Source organism: Roseateles terrae (genome assembly GCF_014192155.1).
Taxonomy (GTDB): domain Bacteria; phylum Pseudomonadota; class Gammaproteobacteria; order Burkholderiales; family Burkholderiaceae_C; genus Roseateles; species Roseateles terrae.
Genome location: NZ_JACHXO010000003.1, coordinates 1 through 20,218 on the forward strand (window position 1 = coordinate 1; position 20,218 = coordinate 20,218).

Annotated in this window: 17 protein-coding genes; 7 read left to right on the forward strand and 10 right to left on the reverse strand. The window is 65.1% G+C overall.

Annotated features, from left to right (window positions below):
* The first annotated feature begins 108 nt into the window (after positions 1-108).
* Positions 109-798, forward strand: coding sequence for a hypothetical protein (locus FHS28_RS09250; protein WP_184294456.1), 690 nt, complete (start codon positions 109-111; stop codon positions 796-798).
* Between the two features lie 97 nt (positions 799-895).
* On the opposite strand, the gene FHS28_RS09255 is transcribed toward FHS28_RS09250, so the two are convergent.
* Both FHS28_RS09255 and glmS read right to left on the reverse strand, forming a co-directional pair.
* A complete protein-coding gene (locus FHS28_RS09255) occupies positions 896-3,373 on the reverse strand; it encodes a DEAD/DEAH box helicase (protein ID WP_088454579.1) in 2,478 nt (825 codons plus the stop codon).
* A 456-nt stretch (positions 3,374-3,829) separates the two neighbouring features.
* Positions 3,830-5,704: a glutamine--fructose-6-phosphate transaminase (isomerizing) gene (glmS, locus tag FHS28_RS09260; protein WP_088454578.1), complete on the reverse strand. Its 1,875-nt coding sequence runs from the start codon at positions 5,702-5,704 to the stop codon at positions 3,830-3,832.
* A gap of 138 nt (positions 5,705-5,842) precedes the next feature.
* On the opposite strand from glmS, the gene FHS28_RS09265 reads away from it, so the two are divergent.
* Positions 5,843-6,346 (forward strand): Lrp/AsnC family transcriptional regulator, encoded by a 504-nt coding sequence (locus FHS28_RS09265; protein WP_088454577.1) that lies wholly within the window; start codon positions 5,843-5,845, stop codon positions 6,344-6,346.
* Here the strand turns inward: FHS28_RS09265 and FHS28_RS09270 are convergent.
* Positions 6,330-7,511 carry a class I SAM-dependent rRNA methyltransferase gene (locus tag FHS28_RS09270; RefSeq protein ID WP_088454576.1) on the reverse strand — a complete coding sequence of 394 codons (1,182 nt, stop codon included), beginning with the start codon at positions 7,509-7,511 and terminating at the stop codon, positions 6,330-6,332. The two genes, FHS28_RS09265 and FHS28_RS09270, sit on opposite strands and share 17 nt — an antisense overlap.
* Before the next feature lie 64 nt (positions 7,512-7,575).
* Between FHS28_RS09270 and FHS28_RS09275 the strand changes: the two genes are divergently transcribed.
* Positions 7,576-8,196, forward strand: coding sequence for a cytochrome b (locus FHS28_RS09275; protein WP_184294458.1), 621 nt, complete (start codon positions 7,576-7,578; stop codon positions 8,194-8,196).
* A gap of 155 nt (positions 8,197-8,351) precedes the next feature.
* On the opposite strand, the gene FHS28_RS09280 is transcribed toward FHS28_RS09275, so the two are convergent.
* From FHS28_RS09280 to FHS28_RS09300, 5 genes are all read right to left on the reverse strand, one after another.
* On the reverse strand, positions 8,352-10,016 hold the full coding sequence (locus FHS28_RS09280; RefSeq protein ID WP_184294460.1) for a BamA/TamA family outer membrane protein: 1,665 nt from the start codon (positions 10,014-10,016) through the stop codon (positions 8,352-8,354).
* A 164-nt stretch (positions 10,017-10,180) separates the two neighbouring features.
* The gene (locus tag FHS28_RS09285) at positions 10,181-11,110 is read right to left on the reverse strand and encodes a tyrosine recombinase XerC (protein WP_088454588.1); all 930 of its coding nucleotides are present in this window, start codon (positions 11,108-11,110) and stop codon (positions 10,181-10,183) included.
* Positions 11,088-11,786, reverse strand: coding sequence for a DUF484 family protein (locus FHS28_RS09290; protein ID WP_088454573.1), 699 nt, complete (start codon positions 11,784-11,786; stop codon positions 11,088-11,090). The genes FHS28_RS09285 and FHS28_RS09290 overlap by 23 nt, the downstream gene beginning before the upstream one ends.
* Entirely contained in the window at positions 11,783-12,649 is an 867-nt protein-coding gene (dapF, locus tag FHS28_RS09295) for a diaminopimelate epimerase (protein ID WP_088454572.1), read from the reverse strand. The genes FHS28_RS09290 and dapF overlap by 4 nt, the downstream gene beginning before the upstream one ends.
* Positions 12,650-12,674: 25 nt before the next feature.
* The gene (locus FHS28_RS09300; RefSeq protein WP_088454571.1) at positions 12,675-13,565 is read right to left on the reverse strand and encodes an LpxL/LpxP family acyltransferase; all 891 of its coding nucleotides are present in this window, start codon (positions 13,563-13,565) and stop codon (positions 12,675-12,677) included.
* A gap of 165 nt (positions 13,566-13,730) precedes the next feature.
* Here FHS28_RS09300 and metK point away from each other — a divergent pair, with 165 nt between their 5' ends.
* From metK to FHS28_RS09315, 3 genes are all read left to right on the forward strand, one after another.
* Complete coding sequence (metK, locus tag FHS28_RS09305; RefSeq protein WP_088454570.1) at positions 13,731-14,909, forward strand: methionine adenosyltransferase; 1,179 nt, start codon at positions 13,731-13,733, stop codon at positions 14,907-14,909.
* 171 nt (positions 14,910-15,080) lie between these two features.
* Positions 15,081-16,100 carry a GGDEF domain-containing response regulator gene (locus FHS28_RS09310; RefSeq protein ID WP_088454569.1) on the forward strand — a complete coding sequence of 340 codons (1,020 nt, stop codon included), beginning with the start codon at positions 15,081-15,083 and terminating at the stop codon, positions 16,098-16,100.
* A 179-nt stretch (positions 16,101-16,279) separates the two neighbouring features.
* Complete coding sequence (locus tag FHS28_RS09315; RefSeq protein ID WP_088454568.1) at positions 16,280-17,380, forward strand: DNA glycosylase AlkZ-like family protein; 1,101 nt, start codon at positions 16,280-16,282, stop codon at positions 17,378-17,380.
* A gap of 8 nt (positions 17,381-17,388) precedes the next feature.
* Here FHS28_RS09315 and FHS28_RS09320 read toward each other — a convergent pair whose 3' ends face one another.
* Positions 17,389-18,315, reverse strand: coding sequence for an AraC family transcriptional regulator (locus tag FHS28_RS09320; RefSeq protein ID WP_088454567.1), 927 nt, complete (start codon positions 18,313-18,315; stop codon positions 17,389-17,391).
* Between the two features lie 156 nt (positions 18,316-18,471).
* Here FHS28_RS09320 and FHS28_RS09325 point away from each other — a divergent pair, with 156 nt between their 5' ends.
* A complete protein-coding gene (locus FHS28_RS09325; protein WP_088454566.1) occupies positions 18,472-19,572 on the forward strand; it encodes an aldo/keto reductase in 1,101 nt (366 codons plus the stop codon).
* Between the two features lie 144 nt (positions 19,573-19,716).
* On the opposite strand, the gene FHS28_RS09330 is transcribed toward FHS28_RS09325, so the two are convergent.
* Positions 19,717-20,193, reverse strand: coding sequence for an Lrp/AsnC family transcriptional regulator (locus tag FHS28_RS09330; protein ID WP_088454565.1), 477 nt, complete (start codon positions 20,191-20,193; stop codon positions 19,717-19,719).
* Between the last annotated feature and the right edge of the window lie 25 nt (positions 20,194-20,218).

Sequence of the window (20,218 nt, forward strand, 5' to 3'; positions counted from 1 at the left end):
GGCACGCTCACGCACCTCGGGTGAGAACTTGTTCGACTTGCTCATGGCTCAATCCTCTCAGAGTGTTGAGCCTCCTCAAAACCCGGGTTGATTCAGTGGACCATTGGCATGGCAAAAGTTGTGTTAGACGAGATTCAGGGCCGCTTGAAGGTCATCAATGAACTGCGAATCAAGATTCAGATCGCAGGCATCGACGAGGTGAAGGAACTCCAGCCGCTATTTGCCAAGGGCCTCTGGATGTTCGGCGACAAGTTTGAGTCCATCCACTTCACGTCCAACAAGGGCATGACGACGATCATCCGGGAGCTCTTTGACGGCAAAGCCGAGAAGGCTTCGCTCAACCGCCCTGACTTCGTCATTCGCGGCGACGGCAGCACCGGCTTCTACTCCTTGCCTTCGTACAACGAGGATCACCAAGAAGCTGGCGTGCAGCACCTCGTCATCGTTGATCTGAAGACCACCAAGCTCTCCCTCGGGTCCAAGGAGAAGGAACAGATTTGGAAGTACGTGAAGGAGTTGAAGAAGCGGGGCCACATTCAGCCTGACACCCGCATTGACGGCTTCGTCCTTGGCGACCAGATTGAAAGCGGGGAAGGTGGCACTCGGACCGAAGACAACGACAAGGTCAAGATTCAGCCGCTGCTCTACGGCACGATTTTGAACAGAGCGGAACAGCGGCTTCTGAAACTCTACGACAAGGTCAAAGACGCCCCGTTCCTGCTCACCCAGCAAGAAGAGTTGGCTAAGTTCATTGAGCCGATCCCTGTCGCTCAAGCCTCGCTTGAGAGCGTTAAGTAAGGTCGGCGATCAACTGGGTCGCCGCCTATAACTATCTATTCGAGGCCATGAAAAGTGAGAACAAGGCGCTCTGTAGGTGGATCAACGTTCTGGAAGCCTATTTAGCACCCTGTGATACGGTGCACAGGTCGACGATTTGGTCCGCACCCAGCTTGTGAAACTGCTGCTGTCGCTGCACTTCGTTTGCCACCGTGAAGCCGCCCTTGCTTGCCAGTGCGACGACGTAGGCGCGAACTGCAGCACGCAGTCTTGTTAGGCCGGCCTCGTTGATGATCCGAATCCGGGCGTCAGGTGACGCTGCGTTTTCGAACACGGTTTTGGGGTGTACCAAGATGGGTGTCATGGAGCATGTGGCGTCGTACTGTTGTCCGAACCACACGATGGACCCGTTTAGCTGATTGGTGTCGTGTTTGCACACGCGATCCGCCTGTACAGCTCCGCTCTTGCATTCGATGACCAAGTAACGCCCGATACCGAGAGCCCAAAGGTTGTCGGGGCCACGGCCTACCTTGTCCTCAGGGCGTTCCGAGCCGAATCCCAAGAACAGGCCCAGGTCCTTCATAGCAGCCTCGAACCGCTTGGAGCCCTCCTCGCCCCAATCGAGATCATCGAGCAACCCGTTCACCCAGATTACGAGCTCGTTGCCCTCAATGAATTTGCTCATGAAATCCAGGGCAGCCGCCGTCTGGCCAGAAGCGGGTGCGCTCAGTCGGTAATAGGTTGCCCCGGCGAGCGGCTTTAAAAGACGATGGTTACCGGTCAACGCGGCGAGCTGCAGTTCCTGAGCCGCGGCGGGGTCGGAAAAGTTGGTGTACTGTGCGAGCTGCTGCTTCAAGTAGCTCTTGAGCTGGGAGTCCTGCGTCGCATTGACTGCGGCCTGCACGTGGTGCACTGCGAGGTCATATCTGGTTAGACGCGCGGCATCGAAGGCTTCTCGCAGGCTTACCTGGTTCACATCGAGATGCCCGCCATCGGGCTGCTCTGCATTGACCACTACATTGCGCCCAGCTGCTACCCAATCATCGTTCTGAGAGAAGCACAGGCTCATGATATCGACCAGCTTATTTAGCGGCTGATTGCGTAGTTGGCTAGCGACTTCTTTACCCAGTGCAATCTGCGCCCGCGTTGCCGCCGAGAACATGGCCTCAGTCTCGGGCTGATGCAGCCGCTGCGTCAGCCTGCCCCCCAGCAGCAGCACGACACAGTGATCGTCACTCGAGCGGACGCCTCGGCCCATCCCTTGTTCGATGCGCTGAACCTGACGGACCAGGGGACGCTTTGTGCCATCAAGCAGCACCATCTCCATCCGCTCCCCGAGCCCATATACCTCGGGTAGACCGTCGATGACCAGAAGCTCGCAAGCCTCGCCAGGAAGGTCGATGCCGTCGTACTTGTTAATGAGCACCGTCAGGCCGACATACTCCTTTTTCAGCCGGTCAACTCCCTGTTGAATGGAGTTCTTGTCGAGGGTCTGATTCGCCACGTCCTTCCAAAATTTGGATCGCTCCGTCGAGGGCACGATGACGACTACGTTGACGTCCTCAGCGAGCTTTGCAACCAGGCCCCGGATCTCTTCGAGCGAAAATTCGGGGTTGATCTCCTGCGGTGCCAGAATCATCCGATCGCCAATGTCGCCCCCGCCCTTGGGGCGGATGGGCTTGACGACATCCGCAGGGTCAGCCCTGAAGTGGCTGACTAAAATCGTGTCGTCCGCCAACGTCGCAGTCATGTAGATGCGCCGCTTCGCAGCAGAGAACGACGGGATGCGTTCGATGGGAATGAAATGAGGCGCAATCTCCAGCGTGTCGCCGCCGAATAGGCAGGTGCACAGCGGGATGCAGTCGCTTAAGAGCGGCCAGCTCCACGCCAGCTCTTCAGACTTGCGCTCAGCGTGCAGGAGCTTGATAACTTCGTCCTGTTTTGCTTGCCAGGCCCAGTACGGCACCATCATCACAATGGACCGTTCTTTGGCCTGGATGTCCAGCAAACCGGTCGGCGACTGCGCTTTGAGGTCTTCATCGAAAAGCTCCAATAGCTTGTCGTAAACCCTTGAGCCGCCCGACGCCCTGATAGAGAACTGTTCCTGAACGACGCCGAGGCAGGCGTGCGCATCGTCGATGACGACACAGCCGATCGGGATCTTGTTTTCACCCACACCGAACACTGAGCGGGCGTTGAACAGCTTGTGCACGTTCACGACCAAGATGGCGCGTCCAGCTAAGAACTCGGCATCCTTCTCGTCGTCGGTCGCAGCGATTCCCAGTTGTTGGGCTTCCTCTAGAACCTGCGAAACGAGGAAGTTATCCGGCGTGATGTAGACGGCAGGCCTCACGTTCTCGTTTAGCGAGCTTTGCAGGCACAGCAGCCCGACCACCGTCTTCCCGCCGCCAGTATTCATCTTGATGGTCAAGTCTTTGGCGGTACGGCGCGAATACCACTCGTCCAGAACGTCGGCTTGCTCATCGAGCGGTCGTTTGAAGCGTGCGTCTCGTTTGAGCGTCGTGAAGATCTTTCGGGGGTCGGTCTGTTTGGCGCCGCCAACGGCGTTCAGCTTGCCAAAGTCTAGAAGGCTCATCGCTCGCTCCCTTGCAAATGGTTATCGCCGTGGATTCTCTCTCGATCGGTTGATCGTCGGAACCCGTGCAAAGCGGGACAGTTATGGCGGCTCGCTGCCGTCTCAGAGTTTATTGGCACGGAACGGCTGAGGGACAGGGCTGCGCGCCTCGCGCAAATTAGCGAGCCCCAATCAGTGCCCGGCCCGAAGTGAGCTGGCGGCGGGGGCGGGCCCTGTCTACATGCGAATGGTGGCTTGTACTGGGGTTGCATCCCAGCCCCGAACGGCTTCGCCCCTCCCGCTTCAGGGCCCCTCCCCAATACGGTCTTGACTGAGAAGCTGACCCTGGGTCCTGTTGCTTAGGGCAAGGCCGGTGCCCCCGCGAGTTGTCTCAGACTTTGATGCCGCGTCTCGGACATTAATGCGCTGTCTCAGACATTAATGGCAAAGAACAACTCGCCAGTCCCTCCGCCCGCCTCACTCCACCGTCACGCTCTTCGCCAGATTCCGCGGCTTATCCACATCCGTCCCCCGCGCACATGCCGTGTGATACGCCAGCAACTGCAGCGGCACCACATGCAGGATCGGGCTCAGCGCGCCGTAATGCTCCGGCATCCGGATCACATGCAGACCGGGCTCGCTTTCAATCCGCGTATCCCCGTCCGCAAACACAAACAGCTCACCACCGCGCGCACGCACTTCCTGCATGTTGCTTTTGAGCTTTTCCAGCAGCGTGTCATTCGGCGCCACCGTCACCACCGGCATCTGCGCCGTCACCAGCGCCAGCGGGCCGTGCTTCAGCTCACCGGCGGGATACGCCTCCGCATGGATGTAGCTGATCTCCTTCAGCTTCAGCGCGCCCTCCAGCGCAATCGGATAGTGCAGTCCACGGCCCAGGAACAACGCGTTTTCCTTGCGGGCGAATTCCTCACTCCAGGCAATCACCTGCGGCTCCAGCGCCAGCACCGCCTGCACCGCCACCGGCAGGTGGCGCAGTGCCTTCAGATGCTCCGCTTCCTGCTCTTCCGTCAGATGTCCACGCGTCTGCGCCAGTGCCAGCGTCAGCAGGAACAGGCCCACCAATTGCGTCGTGAACGCCTTCGTCGACGCCACGCCAATCTCCGCACCGGCACGGGTAATGAACGACAGCGCGCATTCACGCACCATGGCGCTGGTCGCCACATTGCACACCGTCATCGTATGCAGCATGCCCAATGAGCGCGCATGCTTCAGTGCCGCCAGCGTGTCGGCCGTCTCGCCGCTCTGGCTGATGGTCACCACCAGCGTGCGCGGATTCGGCACGCTGTCGCGGTAACGGTATTCGCTGGCAATCTCAACGCTGGTCGGAATCTTGGCAATGCTCTCCAGCCAGTACTTGGCCGTGGAGCCGGAGTAGTAGCTCGTGCCGCAGGCCAGAATCAGCACGTTGTCGATGTCCTTGAAGACGCGGTAGGCGCCGTCTCCAAACAGTTCCGGCGTGATGCTCGTCACTGCGTCCAGCGTGTTGGCAATGGCCACTGGCTGCTCGAAGATTTCCTTCTGCATGTAGTGGCGATACGGGCCCAGCTCGGCCGCGCCACTGTGCGCATGCACCGTGCGCACTTCCCGCTCCACGCTCTGGAAGCGCCCCGTCACTTCACCGCGTGCAGTAATCCAGTAGCGGCCCAATTGCAGGTCCACCACGTCACCCTCTTCCAGATAAACGATCTGGTCGGTCACACCCGCCAGGGCCATTGCATCGGAAGCCAGGAAGAATGCGCCGGCATGCTCATCGCGACCGACACCCAGCACCAGCGGCGAACCTTCACGGGCACCGATCACGCGGTGCGGCTCATCCCGGTGGAACACGGCAATGGCGTAAGCGCCTTTGAGGCGACCCACGGCCTGCTGCACGGCATCCAGCAGGTCGCCCTGGTACAGCAGGTCCACCAGGTGGGCAATGACTTCGGTGTCGGTCTGGCTCAGGAACACATAGCCGTGGGCCTTCAGTTCGGCGCGCAACTCGTCGTGGTTCTCAATGATGCCGTTGTGCACCAGCGCCACGCGGCCCGGGCCCTGCGGAGCGTCCACGCCGGGGCCATACGAGAAGTGCGGGTGGGCGTTGTGCACCGCCGGAGCGCCGTGGGTGGCCCAGCGGGTGTGGGCGATGCCGGTACCCGCTGCGACACCATCCTGCGCGGCCAGGGTCTGCAGTTCGGCCACGCGGGAGGTGCTGCGCGCGCGGCGCAGTTGACCGTCCTGGTGCACCGCCACGCCGCAGGAGTCGTAACCGCGGTATTCCAGCCGCTTCAGGCCCTCGATCAGGATGGGAACGATGTCCTTCTGGCTGACGGCGCCGACGATGCCACACATGGGAAAACTCCAGAACTATTGCGAATGGCGGCATCGTAGGCAGGTCCATCGGCAAGAGGCTTTCAATATCACGGTGTAAATGCAATTTTCCTTCGCCGCCGTGGAACGTCGAATTTTCCTTTCATAATCGCCTCTACCGTGGAATATTCAAGCACCCTGGACGCCGTGGACCTTCGCTTGCTGGACCTGCTCCAGTCGGACGCGTCCCTGTCCAACCAGTCATTGGCCGAGCGCGCGCACGTGTCCCCTGCTACCTGCCTGCGTCGGGTCCGGCGGCTGGTGGACAGTGGCGTCATCGAAAAACAAGTGGCCCTCCTGTCTCCCGACAAGCTGGGCAGCGGGCTCAGCGCCCTGGTGGAGATCACGCTGGACCGTCAAGGCGCCGAGCATCTGGATGCATTCGAGGCCTTGGCCGTCGCCGCACCGGAGGTTCAGCAGTGCTGGCGCGTGGCCCCCGGCCCCGACTTCATCCTCGTGCTGCAGGTGCCGGACATGCCGGCCTATCACGCACTGGTGCAGCGGCTCTTCACCCAGCAGGCCAACGTCCGGAACGTGAAGGCCTTTTTCTCGGTGAAGCGGGCCAAGTTTGACCCGCGGGTGCCGCTGCCCGTGCTCAGCGCCTCACTTAGCGCTTCAGGATGAGCAGCCCCTTCAGGTACTCACCTTCCGGGAAATAGATGGTCTGCGGATGGTCCGGCGAGGCGCCGACGCGATCCATGATGAAGCCGTCCACCCCTGCGTCCATCCCCGCACCCGCCACGATCTTGTGGAACAGCTCGGGGCCCACGCCGCCAGAGCAGGAGAAGGTGAACAGCAGGCCGCCCGGCTTGAGCAGCTTCAGACCCAGGCGGTTGATGTCCTTGTACGCACGCGCGGCACGTTCCGCATGGGACGCCGTCGGAGCGAACTTCGGCGGGTCCAGGATGATGGCGTCAAAGCTGCGCCCCTGCTTGAGCATGTCGCGCAGGGTCTGATTGACGTCCGCATCCAGCGCCGTGTGGTGCGCCGGATCAAAACCGTTGAGTTCCACGTGCGCCGTCGCACGGGCCAGCGCGGGGCCGGATGAATCCACGCTCACCACTTCAGTGGCGCCGCCCGCCAGTGCCGCCACCGAGAAACCGCCGGTGTAGCTGTAGCAGTTCAGCACGCTCTGGCAGCCATAGTGGCGCACCAGGTCGGCGAACTTCTTGCGGTTGTCGCGCTGGTCCAGGTAGTAGCCGGTCTTGTGGCCTTCCGCCACGTCCAGGCTCAGCTTCCATTCGTGCTCGGAGATGACCACCGCCGTGTCGCCGTCGCCGCGCAGCCAGCCGGTCACCGGCTCCAGGCCTTCCAGCGTGCGCACGCCCGAATCAGAACGCTCATAGAGGCGCGTCAGGCCGGTGGCGGCCAGCAGCAGGTCGGCAATCACCCCCTTCCACTTCTCCGTGCCCGCGGACAGGAACTGCGCGCACAGCGTGCTGCCGTACCGGTCCACGATCAGGCCGGGCAGGCCGTCTGCTTCGCCGTGGATGAGCCGCACCGCATCGGAGGCGATGGGCATGCGGGCCCGCAAGGCGATGGCGGCCTCGATCCTGCGCTGGAAGAATGCTTCGTCGATGCGTTCATGCTCGTCGAAGCTCCAGGCGCGCACCCGGATCATGGAGGTGGGGCTGAACGACGCCCAGCACAGGAACTTGCCTTCCGCCGATTCCACACGGACGGTTTCACCAGGGTCGGCCTTGCCCTTGTCGATCGAGCCTTGGAAGACCCAGGGATGGCGGCGCAGCAGCGAGCGGTCCTTGCCCTCGCGGAGACGAATCACTTTCATGGGGCGATTGTCCCCGATACCGACTGACGATCGAGTCCGATGCAGCGGTTGCGGTGTGCGGGGCATGCAACGCCCGTCCGCCGTCCGCGAACAGCCTCACGAACTTCGCCTACGGCGTCAGGGACTGACCCGGATGCACATCCATGCCTTCCCTGCGGATCGGCGCCGCTACCCCGCCTTCCTTCGCCATGCCCATTGGCTCTCTGCCGCTCTGGTGCTGCTCGCCTATCTGTCCATCTATGGGCGGGACTGGCTGGCGCGGGGCTCCCCGGAGCGGCTGCTGGTCAGTCAGTTGCACACCTTGACCGGCGTGCTGGTGTTGCTGCTGACCGTGCCGCGATTGCTGGTGCGGTTTCAACAGACACCGCCGGCGATCGTGCCGGCGCCGCCCCTGCCCCAGCGCCTGATGGCCGCTCTCGCGCATGTGGCGCTGTTTGTCTATCTGCTGGTGCAGCCGCTGCTGGGCTTCGCCACGCTGATGGTGTCAGGCAAGGGGATGGGCTTCCCGCTCATCAGCTGGCGTCTGGCTGGCATGGCGGTGCCCAATGAGACGTTGGCCAAGGCGCTCAAGGAAGTGCACGAGTGGGTCGGCGTGTTTTTTCTTTATGTCATCGGCGCGCATCTGCTCGCGGCGCTGTGGCATTGGCGCATCCGCCAGGACAACGCATTGCAACGCATGCTCTGACACCGGGGCCCAGCTCACGCGGCAGCGTCTCTGCCTGAGAATCCGGGCACCGCGCGGCTCCGGGCGTGCCGCGATTCAGCGCCAGCAATTCAACGCCCTGCGATTCCACGCGTCTTGCGATTCCATGCGCCCTGTCGTTCAGAGCGCCCTGGGATTCAGAGCGACCGCGGCCCCAACGTGCCAAACGCCCAGCCGATGTTCAGGCTGACCATCGGCGTGCTCTGCTTGGATCCGCCCAGTGCTTTCCACTGACCCACGCCGACCTTCACCCGCAGGCGGTCCTTCGGCTCGCTGCCTTCCCACTGGGCCCACAGTTCGCCCTGGGTGACGGCACCGCCGCCCACCGCCACATTGCCGCCGCCCGCCGCACCGACCAGTGCTTCCGCCCCGACACGGAACCCGCCCGGCAGACGATGGGTCTTGGCACCCAGGCCGAACATCCCATAAGAGAACGCGCCGGCCTTGCCGAAGGCCGCGCTGCCCGCCTGCGCGGTGCCGTACCAGGGACCGCTGAAGTCGCGTGCCATGCCAATGCCGAGCCCCGTCACCGAGTCCTTGCTGCCGTCCTTGAATTCGAAGCTGTTGAAGCGCGGCATGCTGAGGTACCAGTCCTGCTCACGCACCGTGCCGGATTCCAGCGGCGGCGAGTTCAGCACGCGCGAGCCCTTCTCCAGCGGCAGCGCCAATGACGCACGCACCTGCATCGAGTCATAGTGGCCCCACGGCGCCTTCAGATAACTCGCATCCAGGCGCAGCGTCGGTCCCCACGGCGTGATCCAGCGCAGCGTGGGGCCGGCACGGAACAGCCAGCCATTGCCGGTGTCCAGGTTGCCGCCGCCGCCGAGGCCAGTGGAGATCTGCCCGCCCACCCGCAGGCGCGGCGAGATCACGCCCCAATCCTGACCGGCATTGGCGAAGATTTCCATGTAGCCGTCAGAGCCGCCGGAGGCCGCGCCCGACGCCTCCAGGCCCCACCACGATCCGCCGTTGCCAAAGTACTGACGCAGGTCCGCGCCCGCCTTGCCCTTGCGGTTGCTCACCGATCTGCCGTCGCGGGTGATGCTGCCGTCGCGCGGCTTTTCGACACCGGCGCTGAGGGCGATTTCATCGAAGCCCATGCCGGTGCGGTCCCCAGTGCGGCCATACAGACCCGCGTCGGCCGGCGAGAAGCTCAGCAGGCGGTCCATGCGGCCCAGCGTCAGGCTCCAGGTGGTGTCCTTGATGTTGCCGCTGGGGAAACGCACCTGCGTCACGCCGACGCCCGCATACCAGTTGCCGAATTCACCGCGCAGCGACACCTCCGGGCGCAGCATGAGGCCGCCCCCGGCGCGCACCTGCTCGGAGCTCACGCCGCCCCCCGCGCCCGCATAGACGCCGGTGGCCACGTGCCAGTCCTGAGACAGGCGCCAGCGGCGCTGGACCGTGAAGCCCGCCGTGAACAGACCGCCGTAGTTGCCCTTGGCGGCGCCATAAAACGTCGGCCCCAGGCCCCAGTCTTCATTGACCGCCACCATGTAGCTCAGCCCCAGCAGCGCGGTGCGCTCGCCCGTAGGCATCTTGAGCGGGGTCCAGTTCATCTCGAAGGCCGCCGGCCGGCTGTCGGTGGCGGTGACCGGCGTATCGGCCGTCTGCCCACGCGGCGCCTGCGGCTTCATGCCCGAGGGAGACCCGACGGCCGTGGCCGACAGGAAGCTCTGAGGGCCGCGCGTTTGCATCAGGGACGACGAGGACGCGCCAGCAGGGGTGGACGCGGACTGTGCCCCGGCGTGCCCGGTGACCGCCAGCAGCGCGGAGCAAAGCAGCAGCGGGCGATGCGCCATTGAGATCGGCAGGGACGCAGACAGTGCCCGCAGCGCACCCCGCAAGGAAGGCTGCGAGGTGGGTGCCACGAAGGCGGTCCCGCTGGACGGCTCGAAAGACGACTTGAAAGACGGCTTCAGAGACAGTGGGACAGGCGGCTTGGGAGATCGCATCGGACAGTCGCTTATTTCTTCTTGGCGCGCGGATGCGCGGCGTCATACACCTTGGCCAGGTGCTGGAAGTCCAGCCGGGTATAGACCTGGGTGGTGCTGATGTTGGCGTGGCCCAGCAATTCCTGGACCCCTCGCAGGTCGCCGCTGGATTGCAGCAGGTGCGAAGCAAATGAGTGGCGCAGCATGTGCGGATGGACATGCGTCGGCATGCCGGCATGCAGGGCCCGTTCCTTGAGCCGTGCGCGGACCTGATGGGCGGTGATGCGGCGACCGCGCTTGCCCACCAGCAGCGCCGGTTCCCCGTCCTGCGCCCACTGGCCGCGCACCGCCAGCCAGGCTTCAATCGCCTTCAGGGCCGGACCGCCCAGCGGCACCGCGCGTCGCTTGGACCCCTTGCCGAGCACATGCGCTTCCTGGTTGTCCGGCTCGATCCAGCCGAGCGAGGTCGGGAAGTAGCGCAGGTCCAGGCCCACCAGTTCAGACACCCGCACCCCACCGCCATACAGCAGCTCCACGAGGCAGCGGTCCAGCGCTTCGCCCACCGGATCGGCATTGGGCTCCTGATGGTCGGCCAGCCGCACCGCATCATCCACCGCCAGCGCCTTGGGCAGCGGACGGCCGACCTTGGGCGGACGCAGATCCACGATGGGATTCGCGGTGATCATGCCGTTGTGGCCCAGCCAGCGATACCAGCCGCGCCAGGCGGACAGGATCAGCGCCAGCGTGCGCGGCCCCAGCTCGGCCTGATGCAGCTGTGCCAGGAAGCGCCGGGCCTGGTGCGCGGTGAGCCGCAGCAGCGGCACGTCCGCCGCCTGCGCGAGCACCGTCAGCCGCTCCAGCGCTTCGGCATAGAGCGTGAGCGTGCGGTCCGCCAGACGGCGCTGCACACGCAGGTGGTCCAGGTAGCGCTGCTGCTCGTCAGTCAGCTTGGGCGGCTGCATGCGGGTCCGCGGTGAGCAGTCGCGACAGCGCGGCGCTGGCGATTTCGCCGACGCGCGTCAGGAACTCGGTGCCCATCTCCGCGGTGTAGCGGGTCGGGTCGGGCGAGCCGAGCACCAGCAGGCCAAAGGGCTGCGACGGCGTGCCAGCCGTCAGCGGCACCAGGGCCAGGGAGGCCACATCCTCTTCCAGCCAGCGGGCGGCTTCGAAGCCGGAATTGATGCCGCAATACGGCTGACTCAGGCTGCTGACGAAGGTCTTCACATCGCTGCTGACTTCCGCGGCGAACGGGGCCAGGGCATGACCGGTGTTGATGTTCCACAGGCGCAGATTGGCCTGGGGAATCAGGAACTGGTGACGCAGCTCGCGCAGCAGCACTTCGGGCAACTGGCCGTCCTCGCGGGTCAGCATCAGCGCCAGCGTCCAGCGATGCAGGCGGTCGGCAATGGCCACGTTCTCCTGGCCGTTGCGGATCATCTCGACGATCTTGTGCTCCAGCCCGCGGATCTTGTCCCGCAGCAGCTCGGCCTGACGCTCCTGCAGCGACACGGCGCGCTGCCCATGCGGATGGGAGATGCGCACATTGGCCAGCAGCTCGGCATGACGCTCGAAGAAGCCGGGGTGATTCGCCAGATAGTCGGCGATGTCTTGTTCGGTAATGCCTTCGATGCCACTCACAGTTCGATTTCTCCTTCAAAGACGGTCTGCGCCGGTCCCGTCATGAAGACCGACGCTGTCAGGCCCTCACGCAGGCCGGCCCATTCGATACGCAGGTCGCCGCCATGGGTGTGCACTTCCACGGTCTCGTCGAGCCAGCCCAGCCGGATGCCGGCCACCACCGCCGCACAGGCGCCGGTGCCGCAGGCCAGGGTTTCGCCGCTGCCGCGCTCAAACACCCGCAGCTTCACTTCGCTGCGGCTGACCACTTGCAGGAAGCCGGCGTTGACCCGGCGGGGGAATCGCTCGTGCGCTTCGACCTGCGGGCCGATCAGCGCGACCGGCGCATGGTCCACGTCCTCCACCCGCTGCACGGCGTGGGGGTTGCCCATGGAGAGCACGGCCACCTCGCAGGCCATGCCATCGCCCAGGGCCAGCGGCCACAGTTCGAAGCCGTTCACATCCCGCGGCGTCAGGTCCTCCGGCTGGAAGGGCACGTCGGGCAGATGGAACACAGGGGCGCCCATGTCCACCGTCACCCGGCCGTCCTCGCGCAGGCGCAGCTCCAGAATCTTGTTGACGGTCTGCACCCGCACCGTGTGCTTGTCGGTCAGGCCCTTGTCCACCACATAGCGCACGAAGCAGCGCGACCCGTTGCCGCAGTGCTCCACCTCGGAGCCGTCGGCATTGAAGATGCGATAGCCGAAGTCCACGCCGGGCGTGCGGGCGGCTTCAATGACCAAAATCTGGTCGCACCCCACCCCGAAGCGGCGGTCCGCCACATGGCGCAGCTGCTCATGGGTGAGCTGCATCGGATGCTGCGTGGCGTCCAGCACGACGAAGTCGTTGCCGGCGCCCTGCATTTTGGTGAAGCGCAGTTTCATGGGCGGATTATCACCGTGGCGGGTGTCAGCGCTGATACAGCGACGGCTCTCCCGGCGGGCGGGTCTTGAAGCGCTTGTGCACCCAGAAATATTGCGCCGGATTCTCCAGAATCCGGGCCTCCAGCCATTCGTTGAAACGCCGGGCGTCGGCTTCAAGATCGCCGCTGGGATAGTTCTCCAGCGCGTCATAGGCGGTGACGCGGATGCCCTGCCCCTTGGGCAGCATGGTCACCACCACCGGCTGCACCACCATCTTCATCGTCTGGGCGATCTTGGCCGGCGCCAGCAAGGTGTTAGCCGGTACTCCGAAGAAGGGCACGAAGGCGGAGTCCTTGGGGCCGAAGTCCATGTCTGGCAGGTTCAGGAAGCCGTAGCCGTCCCGGATGTGGCGCAGGATGCTGCGCACGCCTTCATGCCGGTCGGCCAGCTTGGTGGTGCCAAAGCGCGAGCGGGCGCGGCGCAGGGCGACGTCGAAGGTGGCGTTGCTCTGGCGCTGATAGATGCTGCTGCCCGGCTTGGACTGATTCAGCATGATGGCCGGCCCCACCCAGTCCAGGCCCACGAAGTGCGGCATCAGCCACATCACCGGCCGGTCCACCTGCTCGGACAGCTTGATGTTGCCCTCCACCTTCATCATCCGCTGCAGCCGCTCGGGTGAGCAATACCAGAGGAAACCCCGCTCCAGCAGGCTCCGGCCCAGCCAGCCAAAGTGCTCGCGCACCAGCGCCTCACGCTCGGCCTGCGGCATCTGCGGAAAGCACAGCTCCACATTGCGCAGGGCGACCCGGCGACGGGAGCCGGCCAGCCGGTGCAGCACCCCGCCCAGCCCCCAGCCCAGCGCCGCCACCCAGCGCAGCGGCAGCCAGTGGAGCAGCCACAGCAGCCCGATCAATGCATAAGTCGCCAGTTTTCCCATCCGTGCCAATTCCATAGGGCGGCACAGGGCCGCCTTTTTTCTATAATGCGCCCCGTCGCCGAGTTAATCTGGACAACTTGCGGGGCGACTGAAAAATGCCGCTAAAGCGTTCGCCGCCTGATTCTCAGCACGGCAACGCCCGTAGACTGAACTCAGGAGTTTAAATTGGCGAGCGATTTCCTCTTCACTTCGGAATCCGTGTCTGAAGGCCACCCGGACAAGGTGGCCGACCAGATCTCCGATGCCATTCTGGATGCCATCCTGGCCCAGGATCCCCGTTCCCGCGTAGCCGCCGAGACCCTGTGCAACACCGGCCTGGTGGTGCTGGCCGGCGAGATCACCACCAACGCGCATGTCGACTACATCCAGGTCGCCCGCGACACGATCAAGCGCATCGGCTACGACAACACCGACTACGGCATCGACTACAAGGGCTGCGCCGTTCTGGTCGCCTACGACAAGCAGAGCAACGACATCGCCCAGGGCGTGGACCATGCCTCGGACGATCACCTGAACACCGGCGCCGGTGACCAGGGCCTGATGTTCGGCTACGCCTGCGATGAAACGCCGGAGCTGATGCCCGCCCCGATCTACTACTCGCACCGTCTGGTGGAGCGTCAGGCCCAGCTGCGCAAGGACGGCCGTCTGCCCTTCCTGCGTCCGGACGCCAAGAGCCAGGTGACGATGCGTTATGTGGACGGCAAGCCGCACAGCATCGACACGGTGGTGCTGTCCACCCAGCATGCCCCCGAGATGTCGCTGGGCGACAAGATGAAGCCCGAGTTCTACGAGGCGGTCATCGAGGAAATCATCAAGCCGGTGCTGCCCAAGGAATGGCTGCAGGAGACCAAGTACCTGGTGAACCCGACCGGCCGTTTCGTCATCGGCGGCCCGCAGGGCGATTGCGGCCTGACCGGTCGCAAGATCATCGTGGACACCTACGGCGGTGCCTGCCCGCACGGCGGCGGCGCTTTCTCCGGCAAGGATCCGACGAAGGTGGACCGCTCGGCGGCTTACGCCGCCCGCTATGTGGCCAAGAACATCGTGGCTGCAGGCCTGGCCCGTCAGTGCCAGATCCAGGTGGCCTATGCCATTGGCGTGGCCCGTCCGATGAACGTGACGGTCTACACCGAAGGCACCGGCGTCATCCCGGACGAGCAGATCGCCGCGCTGGTCAATGAGCACTTCGACCTGCGCCCCAAGGGCATCATCCAGATGCTGGACCTGCTGCGCCCGATCTACGGCAAGACGGCGGCCTACGGCCACTTTGGCCGCGAAGAGCCCGAGTTCAGCTGGGAGCGCACCGACCGCGCCCAGGCGCTGCGCGCCGCCGCCGGACTCTGAGGTGCCTGGCCGGGCCCGGGCCGTTGCCTGGGCCGGCTTTGCGCAACATGTCACGGTCTTTGCAGGCACTGCAGAAAACCGGGCTTACTGCGCAGTCCAAAGCCTGAAATACCCCTCATCCAGGGCCGCTTCTCGCGGCCCTTTTCATTGGGGCGTGGGCAAAATCGCGGCATGCATGCTGCACCGACTCCGCTGACCATCCTCATCGTCGACGACCAGAACGCCACCCGTGTGGCGCTGACCGCCGAGCTGGATCGCGTCGGCCATCGGGTGCTGGAAGCGGACAGCGCGGAATGGGGCCTGGAGCTGTTCCGCCGCTACCGTCCGGACGTCGTGCTGATGGACGTGGAAATGCCGGGCCATGACGGCTACTGGACCGCCCGTGAGATGCGCGCGGCCGAGCCGGGCGGCTGGACCCCGATCATCTTCCTCTCCCAGTTCAAGCAGGACCTGGACATCTGGAAGGGCATCGAGTCCGGCGGGGATGACTACCTGGTCAAGCCGGTGTCCCCGATGATCCTGCATGCCAAGTTGCGCGCCATGCAGCGCCTGGCCCAGATGCGGCAACGGCTGGTGACGATGTCCGAAGAATTGCGGGCGGCCAATGCGCAGCTGGAAGAGCTCTCCAGCGTGGACGCCCTGACCGGCCTGATGAACCGCCGCGCCCTGGACGCCCGGCTGCAGCAGGAGCTGGATCTGGCCCGCCGCGAAAGCAAACCGCTGACGCTGGTGCTGTGCGACGTGGACCACTTCAAGCGCTACAACGACGCGGCCGGCCATGTGGCGGGCGATGCCTGCCTGCGCCGTGTCGGCCAGCTGCTGAAGGAGACCTGCCGCCGCCCGAGCGACTGTGCCGGTCGTTATGGCGGCGAGGAATTTGCGCTGATCCTGCCCAACACCCCGCGCTCCGGCGCGATGACCTATGCGCGGGCGCTGATGCGCACCATCGAGATCTCGGCGATTCCGCATCCGGATTCGCCGACGGGGGCCAACATCACCCTCTCCGGTGGCATCACCACCTGCGTGCCCGACGAAAGCACCAGCGTGGAAGGCCTGATCATCCGGGCCGACGAAGCGCTCTACAACGCCAAATCCACCGGCCGCAACCGCTTCTTCAGCTTCGAGATGCAGATGGACACGCAGGAGCAGAAGTCCGCGTTCGGCACGCTGGACGGCGGGCGCCGGCCCTGACGCAGGTCGAGCGCGGCAGGGCGCCGGATGCGGCGACCGGACCCGGCCTGCCATAGGATCCCGAAGCGCAGCAGGGGCGGCCCGTCTCCGGCCTCCTGACGACAGCGTCTGCGCTGCTGCCAAAATCCAGCATCACCCCGACGTATCGTGCAGGCTGACCTCAGCCTCACCGCGCCCCGATGCCTGTGATCGATCCTGATGCGCTGCGCCGGCATGCCATCGCCCGCACGCTGTTCCCGCCCACCACCTTGCTCAAGGCCATCCGGCGCCTGGGATTCGTGCAGGCCGACCCGATGCGGGCGCCTGCGCGGGCGCAGGACCTGATCCTGATGCAGCGGGTGCAGGACTACCGCGCCGGTGAGCTGGAACGTCGCTACACCAAGCTCCCTGTGGATGAGGACTGCCTCGTCAACTACGGCTTTCTGCCGCGCGAGCATCTGGCGCTGATGCATCCCCGCACCGCCAAGCGGCCGTGGGATGCCGACACCCACGCACGTGCCGCCGATGTCCTGGCCTTCGTGCGCGAGAAAAAACGCGTCCATCCGTCCGAGGTGCTTGCCGCCTTCAGCCACCATGGCCGGGTCGCCGGCTATTGGGGTGGAGAGCTCAACGCCAGCACTCAGCTCCTGGACGGCATGCATTACCGCGGAATGCTGCGCGTGGTGCGACGCGATGCGGGGACGCGGGTGTATGAAGCGATCGACCATCCGGAAGTGGACGACAGTCCTGCCGCCCGTGAGGCGCGGGCGCTGGCGCTGATGGACCTCGTGGTGTCCCTGTATGCGCCCCTGCCCGCCGCCACCCTCGGCTACCTCACCACCTTGCTGAACTACGGCGCTTTCGAGCTTCGTGCGGAGACCCGTGCCGCCTGCAAGGCGGCGGCGTCCCGATATGCCCATGCCACCCTCGACGGCGAGCGCTGGTACTGGCCGGCGGACGAAAACCCGGCCTCCCGCCGCCACCGGGTGGACATGGAACGGGTGCGCCTGCTGGCGCCCTTCGATCCGCTGGTCTGGGACCGCCGACGCTTCGAGCGGCTGTGGGGCTGGGCCTATCGCTTCGAGGCCTACACGCCGGCGGAGCGCCGCACCATGGGCCATTACGCGCTCCCGATGCTGTGGGGCGATCAAATGATCGGCTGGGCCAACCTGAAGGTGGACCGCCAGCGGCTGGTGCCGGACCTGGGGTTCATCGGTCGGCGCCCCCGCGAGGCGGCCTTCCGGCAGGCGCTGGACGAAGAGTTGCACCGCATGTCGGTCTTCCTCGGCCTGGAAGACTGAGGCGCTGCTCAGCTGACCCGCAGGATCTGCTCGATGTCGGCGCGCGGCGGCGTGCCAAACAGGCGCCGATATTCGCGGCTGAACTGGGAGGCGCTCTCGTACCCCACCTGATGCGCCGCACTGGCCGCATCCAGCCCTTCGGCCAGCATCAGCCGCCGCGCATGCTGCAGCCGCAGCTGCTTTTGGTACTGCATCGGCGAGAAGCTGGTGAGCTGCTTGAAGCGCTGGTGCAGCGTCGACGGGCTCATGTGCGCGACTTCGGCCAGATGCTCGATGCTCAGCGGTTCGTTGAAGCGGCGGGTCAGCTCGTCGATGGCGCGGGACAGGCGGCGCGTCGCGCTGTCCTGCTGGGCCAGCGAGCGCAGCTTCGGGCCCAGCGGCCCGGTCAGCACCCGGTAGAAGATCTCCCGCTGCAGCAACGGCCCCAGCACCCGCTGGTCCTGCGGGTTGTCCAGCAGCTGCATCATGCGCAGCGCCGCGCCCAGCAGCGCTGCATCCACGGGCGCCACATTCAACGCGCTCTGCGCCTGCGGCATCGCGTCCGAACTCATCGGCCCCACTTCCAGCATCAGATCGGCCAGCGTCTGGGTGTCGCAGCTGACGCGGATGCACAGGTAGGGCTTCTCCGGCGTGGCATCGATCACCTGGCCACGCGGCAGCATCGTCATCGACACCAGCAGGAAATGCAGCGGGTCGTAGAACAGCGTCTCGTCGCCCAGCTCCACCTTCTTGCGGCCCTGCAGCACGATCACCACGCCGGGCTCATACAGCGCCGGGCCTTTGGTGGTGGTGGTGCAGGCCCGGATCAGGTGCAGGCAGGGAATCGCGCTTGGATGCGAGCCCTCGCCGCCGACATGGCGCAGGGTCAGGTCCACCATCTGGGCGCGCAGGGCCTGGAGTTCGTCGGCCACGGGGAGGGAAGTGGGAGCAACCATGCTCCGGATTGTGCAAAGAGATCTCGCGCGTGCACAGGGTGCGCACAAGGGGTCTGGAGGATTGGGCAATGACGGGCGAGGTTTGCGCTGGTTCTGGAGGGGGTGGAATTTCTAAGCTGTCGGACATCGCCCCCTCTGCCTTCAAGGAGTGCCGCCATGACTGTCTTCTCCCGCGAACCCCTCAACCAATTGCCGCAAGTCCCCCGCCGCCGTCTGGGCGCCCATGGTCCGGAGGTGTCCGCCCTCGGGCTGGGCTGCATGGGCATGTCGGACTACTACGGGCCGACCGACGACGGCCACTCGCTGGCCGTGCTGCACCGCGCCCTGGATCTGGGCATGAACTTCCTGGACACGTCCGATATCTACGGGATGGGTGCCAATGAGCGGCTGCTCAGCGGTCTGCTGGTCAACCGGCGTCGCGAGGTGGTGCTGGCCACCAAATTCGGCATCGTGCGCAATGCGCAGGGCCTGTCCAGCGGCGTGGACGGCCGCCCGGCGCATGTGCACCGGTCCTGCGACGCCAGCCTGCGTCGGCTGGGCGTGAACCACATCGACCTCTACTATCTGCACCGGGTCGATCCGCAGGTGCCGATTGAAGAGACGGTGGGGGCGATGTCCGAGCTGGTGCGTTCCGGCAAGGTGCGGCATCTGGGGCTGTCGGAAGCCTCGGCCGACACCATCCGGCGGGCCCACAAGGTGCATCCGATCACGGCGGTGCAGACCGAGTATTCGCTGTGGACGCGGGAGGTCGAGGACGAGATCCTGCCGACCTGCCGGGAGCTGGGCATTGCGCTGGTGCCGTACAGCCCGCTGGGCCGAGGCTTCCTGACGGGTGCCATCCGTACCGCCGATCAGTTGGCCGCCGACGACTGGCGCCGGATGAACCCACGCTTCCAGCCGGCCCATCTGCGGGCCAATCTCGGCCTGGCCGACGGGCTGGCGGCGCTGGCGGCAGACCACGGCATGACTGCGGCCCAACTGGCGCTGGGATGGCTGCTGGATCGCGGGCCGGACATCGTGCCGATTCCGGGGACACGCAGCCTGGCGCGGCTGGAGGAAAACGCGCGGGCGGCGCGTCTGCGGTTCAACGATGTGCTGCGGGAGGACGTGGCGGCGCTGCTGGCGCAGCATCCGGTGTCGGGCCAGCGGTATCCGGAGGTCTCGATGGCGCTGCTCAATGGATCGACGCCGGTCCGGGGCGGGGTGGCAGACGAGGCGGCAGCATCGGCGATGGTGGCGCATCGGGATGCGGCTTGAGCATGCGCGGGGTCGTCGCTGCGTGGCCGGCTAGCTGGGTAGCTCGATAGCTCGGTAGCCGAGTCGCTGGGTCGCTGGGTCGCCGCCGCTGTTTGCTTGAGGCTTGAGTGCGGGTCACGCCGCGCATGAATACGCGCGAGGTGCTCAGGGGATGTAGGACAGCGGCAACGCGGTGGTGAACTTGAGCTCCTCCATCGCGAAGCTGGAGGAGACGTCAAACAGCTGCGTGCCGGCGATCAGGCGTTTGTAGACCTGGTCGTAGGCGGCGATGTCTGGCACCACCACGCGCAGCAGGTAGTCCACGTCGCCGCTCATCCGGTAGAACTCGACCACTTCCGGGATGGCTTCGACGGTGGCCCGGAATCGGTTGAACCATTGCTCGGTGTGGGTGTTGGTGCGCACCGCGACGAAGACGGTGACCGCCACGTTCACCTTGCTCCGATCCACCAGCGCCACCTGCCGGCTGATGACCCCGGCATCCTTCAGCCGCTGGACCCGCCGCCAGCACTGTGTGGCCGACAGGCCCACATCCGCGGCAAGATCCGCGACCTGCCGCTCGGCGTCCACCTGGAGCAGATCGAGAATCTTTCGGTCGATGGAATCCAGTTTCGTGCGGGACATGAGGTGGGAAATAGAACTGCAACTC

Excerpts from the sequence above, each read along its gene's own strand:
- FHS28_RS09250 (WP_184294456.1), top strand. The coding sequence starts at position 109 with ATGGCAAAAGTTGTGTTAGACGAGATTCAGGGCCGCTTGAAGGTCATC.
- FHS28_RS09255 (WP_088454579.1), bottom strand. The coding sequence starts at position 3,373 with ATGAGCCTTCTAGACTTTGGCAAGCTGAACGCCGTTGGCGGCGCCAAA.
- glmS (WP_088454578.1), bottom strand. The coding sequence starts at position 5,704 with ATGTGTGGCATCGTCGGCGCCGTCAGCCAGAAGGACATCGTTCCCATC.
- FHS28_RS09270 (WP_088454576.1), bottom strand. The coding sequence starts at position 7,511 with ATGAAAGTGATTCGTCTCCGCGAGGGCAAGGACCGCTCGCTGCTGCGC.
- FHS28_RS09275 (WP_184294458.1), top strand. The coding sequence starts at position 7,576 with ATGCAACGCCCGTCCGCCGTCCGCGAACAGCCTCACGAACTTCGCCTA.
- FHS28_RS09280 (WP_184294460.1), bottom strand. The coding sequence starts at position 10,016 with ATGGCGCATCGCCCGCTGCTGCTTTGCTCCGCGCTGCTGGCGGTCACC.
- FHS28_RS09285 (WP_088454588.1), bottom strand. The coding sequence starts at position 11,110 with ATGCAGCCGCCCAAGCTGACTGACGAGCAGCAGCGCTACCTGGACCAC.
- dapF (WP_088454572.1), bottom strand. The coding sequence starts at position 12,649 with ATGAAACTGCGCTTCACCAAAATGCAGGGCGCCGGCAACGACTTCGTC.
- FHS28_RS09300 (WP_088454571.1), bottom strand. The coding sequence starts at position 13,565 with ATGGGAAAACTGGCGACTTATGCATTGATCGGGCTGCTGTGGCTGCTC.
- FHS28_RS09310 (WP_088454569.1), top strand. The coding sequence starts at position 15,081 with ATGCATGCTGCACCGACTCCGCTGACCATCCTCATCGTCGACGACCAG.
- FHS28_RS09315 (WP_088454568.1), top strand. The coding sequence starts at position 16,280 with ATGCCTGTGATCGATCCTGATGCGCTGCGCCGGCATGCCATCGCCCGC.
- FHS28_RS09320 (WP_088454567.1), bottom strand. The coding sequence starts at position 18,315 with ATGGTTGCTCCCACTTCCCTCCCCGTGGCCGACGAACTCCAGGCCCTG.
- FHS28_RS09325 (WP_088454566.1), top strand. The coding sequence starts at position 18,472 with ATGACTGTCTTCTCCCGCGAACCCCTCAACCAATTGCCGCAAGTCCCC.
- FHS28_RS09330 (WP_088454565.1), bottom strand. The coding sequence starts at position 20,193 with ATGTCCCGCACGAAACTGGATTCCATCGACCGAAAGATTCTCGATCTG.